At 68.2% G+C, this 3,523-nt stretch carries 8 protein-coding genes; 7 read left to right on the top strand and 1 reads right to left on the bottom strand.

The window, feature by feature from the left end; translation table 11 throughout:
• The coding region (locus RMO12_RS06190) for a DNA polymerase ligase N-terminal domain-containing protein (RefSeq protein ID WP_309638622.1) at nucleotides 1-244 on the bottom strand (244 nt) is incomplete at its 3' end.
• A 210-nt stretch (nucleotides 245-454) separates the two neighbouring features.
• On the opposite strand from RMO12_RS06190, the gene RMO12_RS06185 reads away from it, so the two are divergent.
• From RMO12_RS06185 to RMO12_RS15950, 7 genes are all read left to right on the top strand, one after another.
• Entirely contained in the window at nucleotides 455-736 is a 282-nt protein-coding gene (locus tag RMO12_RS06185) for a hypothetical protein (RefSeq protein ID WP_309624264.1), read from the top strand.
• Nucleotides 737-1,030: 294 nt separating this feature from the next.
• Entirely contained in the window at nucleotides 1,031-1,540 is a 510-nt protein-coding gene (locus RMO12_RS06180) for a hypothetical protein (protein ID WP_309638621.1), read from the top strand.
• On the top strand, nucleotides 1,533-1,748 hold the full coding sequence (locus tag RMO12_RS06175) for a hypothetical protein (RefSeq protein ID WP_309638620.1): 216 nt from the start codon (nucleotides 1,533-1,535) through the stop codon (nucleotides 1,746-1,748). Before RMO12_RS06180 ends, RMO12_RS06175 begins: the two co-directional genes overlap by 8 nt.
• 147 nt (nucleotides 1,749-1,895) lie before the next feature.
• The gene (locus RMO12_RS06170; protein WP_309624261.1) at nucleotides 1,896-2,420 is read left to right on the top strand and encodes a hypothetical protein; all 525 of its coding nucleotides are present in this window, start codon (nucleotides 1,896-1,898) and stop codon (nucleotides 2,418-2,420) included.
• Between the two features lie 233 nt (nucleotides 2,421-2,653).
• Nucleotides 2,654-3,058, top strand: a complete 405-nt coding sequence (locus RMO12_RS06165) for a hypothetical protein (protein ID WP_309638619.1) — start codon at nucleotides 2,654-2,656, stop codon at nucleotides 3,056-3,058.
• 152 nt (nucleotides 3,059-3,210) lie between these two features.
• The gene (locus tag RMO12_RS06160) at nucleotides 3,211-3,342 is read left to right on the top strand and encodes a hypothetical protein (protein WP_309638618.1); all 132 of its coding nucleotides are present in this window, start codon (nucleotides 3,211-3,213) and stop codon (nucleotides 3,340-3,342) included.
• Nucleotides 3,343-3,373: 31 nt separating this feature from the next.
• Nucleotides 3,374-3,523, top strand: a 150-nt coding sequence (locus RMO12_RS15950) for a DUF2177 family protein (RefSeq protein WP_405029627.1), incomplete at its 3' end; no start/stop codon positions are given.

Raw genomic sequence — 3,523 nt, 5'->3', positions numbered from 1 at the left:
GGCGCGCCTTCGGATCCAGGCTCGGACCCTTGGGCACCGCCCAGCTCTTGAGCGTGCCGTCGAGCTCGAGCCGAAAGTCGTAATGCAACTGCCGGGCCGCATGCTTTTGCACCACGAAGCGCAGCGCCGGCTCGCAGGCGGTGTGCTCGCCACTCGGCTCGGGCGTGGCCTGGAAGTCGCGCTTGTCGCGGTAGCGCTGCAGCGGGTGGTCGCCCGGGGTCTTTTTCACCACCGCCACAGGCATGTCGCATGCCGACCGCAGTGCACGGCGACTCGGTAGGAGACGACCCTGCCAATTGCAGTGGCGTGACCCGCGCGAGCGCCGCTGCGAGCACATCAACGACAGCCTGATTTGCCTGCAGGATCGACATTCGCCACTACCTTGCGGCCGCTCGACGCAAGGCAGGCGCGCCAATTGCTTTGCATGTTCACGCCCCTTCAATGGAGATCGGCGATGGCCGCCTGCTACTTGCTCGACGCTGCAGCGATGAAGCAAACCGCACTGAACGCCAGTTGTGTGGCTGCCGTGCCCTTCGTCGCGCAACCGCCGGCGACACCCGGACCGGGTGCCACGCCGCCCCCACCGCCGCCGATGCCGCCCTGGCCTGCGGGACCCGACGTGGTGCCGCCGGAGATAGAAGACCCGGAGCCGCTCGACGCTCCCTTCCCGGTACGCGAGCCGCCACAGACGCCCACGCCGATCGTGCGCTGGGCTTGGTATTCGTCGCTCGACTAAGCGACTAAAGGCGCTCGCTCGGCGCTGCTGCGCGGAGCCTGGAGCGCACCGTCATGCCGATGCACGCGGGTCGTGGGCGCGCGAGGGCGACGCCCGAAGGACCAGGCTGCAATGGGTGGCGTTCGTACCTGGCCCCGTGTCGGCCACTGCCAAGCCCCGACCCCCTGCGGCCCCCTTCAGCCGCCACGAAGCGCGCGTAAGCGTGAAATGCGGCGCTCGTCGCCTCGCTTGCCCGGGGCGCATCAGGCGCGGCTGATCCTAGACTTTTGCCAGCGCGTGACAACGGGAGCTGGCATGCACAAGGCACGGGTGGCGTTGCTGACGGTGGATTGGGAATCGGGCGAGGGCGGCGTCGACATCGGCAGCCTGCTCGACGAGGTGCCGCCGCGTTTTCGCCGCGACGTTCTGGCCGACTGGAAGGCGCGCATCGACCAGCTGCATGCCCAGGCCGAGGCGCAGCTCGAACCCGACCTGCACGAGCGCCTCGCGTACGCCGTGCGTCGCCAGTGCTCATACAACGGCGTGCGCCGGCTGCTCTGCGAGCGCCTGGGCGGCCAACAGATCTCCATGGCCGAGCCGCTGGTCAATGGCGACGTGCTGCTGCACCTGGGCAACGGCAAGACCGTGGTGCTCTATGCGCGTCACGAGGACGTGAAGGTCGCCGTGGTGCCCGACGTCACTCACGCGCGGCGCCTGGCCGCCGCCGACGCCACCGGCGACTACTACCTGCGCGAAGAAAGCGTTGACGAGCCGCTTGGCGAGGAAACGCCGCGCCGAGCGAGCAGCGGTGCGCTAGATGCGTGAGGACGGGGATGCCGCGCTGCGCCGTGCCGTGCGCCACTACGGCATCGGGCTCGCCGCGGTGGCAGCGGGTGCCGCCGCGATGAGCTGGACGGGCTCGATGGTCCCGCTGGCGCTGGCCGGATCGGCCGCGATCATGCTGACGGTGCCGCTGCTCCAACAGTTGCGCCTGCGCGCGGCCCGGCGGCGTTCGGCCGAGCGCAGGCCGTAGCGCTGGTCGCAGCGCTGGCGTACCGGCCGGCGCCGTCTCGTACCGCGCTTGGCGGTCCACGCGCGTCCAGAAGCTTGCGGGCGAGTCCCTTGCTACGTTGTGAGCAGGTACCCCGCGGGTGCCTATCAACACTTCGAGGAGCAAGACATGGCTGAAACCAGAATGGTCACGGGGCTGTTCAAGGACCGCGACAGCGCCGAGAGTGCCTATCGTTCGCTGACCGAGCGCGGCTATGGCAACGATGAGGTGAACGTGGTGATGTCCGACGAGACGCGCAAGCGCCACTTTGCCGACGACCACGCGCATGCGACCACCGAACTGGGCCACAAGGCGGCCGAAGGTGCGGGCATCGGCGGCGCGATCGGCGGTACGGTCGGCGCGATCGCCGCGGCGATCGCGGCGGTGGGCACGAGCATCGCGCTGCCCGGCTTGGGCCTGGTGATCGCGGGACCGGTGGTGGCGGCGCTGGCCGGTGCCGGCGCGGGGGCCGCCACCGGCGGACTGGTCGGCGCGCTGATCGGCTGGGGCATACCGGAGGAGCGCGTGAAGCAGTATGAAAGCGGCCTCGAGGAAGGCGGCATCCTCATGGGAGTGAAGCCCCGCTCCGACCAAGACGCGGCCTTCCTGCAGGAAGACTGGCGCAAGTCACGCGGCGAGCTCATCAACTACTGAGCTGCGCCATGCCGCGTGCCGGGCGACACCGCCTTGCGCCGCCCGACACGCCGGCTTCACGCTCACATTCAATGATTCGGGAGAACGCGATGGGCAAATATTTCCTGGGCTGGCTGCTGGGCATTCCCGCGGTGGTGCTGTTGGCGCTGTACTTTTTCTTCGGCTGAGGTGCCGATGCGGGCAACTATTTCTGCAGGCTGCGTTCGCGTGGCTTGCAAGTTTGAAAGGCTGTCATGAAAGTCGAAAACATGAAAAAGGACGCGCCACCCGAGTCATTCGGTGTGTTCAAGCCGGTCGGGCATGTGGTGATGGCGTTTGCGGCACTCGAAGACCAGCAAGCCGCTGCTCGAGCCCTGAAGGAAGCCGGCTTTGTCGACAAGGACGTGTTGCACTACAGCGCCGACGAAATGAAAGCGCAGGTCGACCACGACATGGCGAACGCGGGGATGCTGTCCTCGCTCGGCCAGGACTTGAACCTGGCCAAGGCGCACCGCCAGATGGCCGAGCAGGGCCACAGTTGGATCGTGGTGTTTTCGCCGATGACCGAACTGACCGATCGCGTCACCACGGTGGCCCGGCGGTGTAACGCCGCGCTCGCGCAGAAGTACGGCCAGATGGTGATCGAGGAGTTGATCTGAGGGACACGAGCCGGGCGCCACTCGACGGCGCAGGGCAGCGACGCTGATGGACTGGCTCGACCTCGTGCAATGGCCGGCGATGTTGGTCACGGTGGCTGCAAGCCTGGCTGGTCGCATCGCGCCGCCAGGGCCGCCACGAGATCGGCTTCTGGGTGTTCCTCGCGAGCAATGCGTTGTGGGTGGCCTGGGGTCGGCACACTCAGGCCTACGCGCTCGTGGGTTTGCAGGCCTGCCTGGCGGCGCTCAACATCCGCGGCGCCCACAAGAACGAGTCGGACGCATGAAAGACGGCGGCCCCCACGGTGAAAGGACGGCATGCGACGCGCACTGATCGGCTACCTGGGCGCGCTGGCCTGCTTCGTGGCGATCGATGCCGTGTGGCTGGGTGTGCTGATGGGCCCGCACTACCGCGCGCAACTCGGCCCGCTGGCGGCCTCGGCCGGGCTGCTGCTCGCGACCCGCGCG

The organism is Methylibium sp., from assembly GCF_031393925.1.
Taxonomy (GTDB): Bacteria; Pseudomonadota; Gammaproteobacteria; order Burkholderiales; family Burkholderiaceae_C; genus Methylibium.
This window is presented reverse-complemented; position numbering and strand designations above follow the sequence as displayed.

Coding starts and splice junctions, on each gene's coding strand:
- RMO12_RS06185 (WP_309624264.1), top strand. CDS start 455: ATGGCCGCCTGCTACTTGCTCGACGCTGCAGCGATGAAGCAAACCGCA.
- RMO12_RS06170 (WP_309624261.1), top strand. CDS start 1,896: ATGGCTGAAACCAGAATGGTCACGGGGCTGTTCAAGGACCGCGACAGC.
- RMO12_RS06165 (WP_309638619.1), top strand. CDS start 2,654: ATGAAAGTCGAAAACATGAAAAAGGACGCGCCACCCGAGTCATTCGGT.
- RMO12_RS06175 (WP_309638620.1), top strand. CDS start 1,533: ATGCGTGAGGACGGGGATGCCGCGCTGCGCCGTGCCGTGCGCCACTAC.
- RMO12_RS06180 (WP_309638621.1), top strand. CDS start 1,031: ATGCACAAGGCACGGGTGGCGTTGCTGACGGTGGATTGGGAATCGGGC.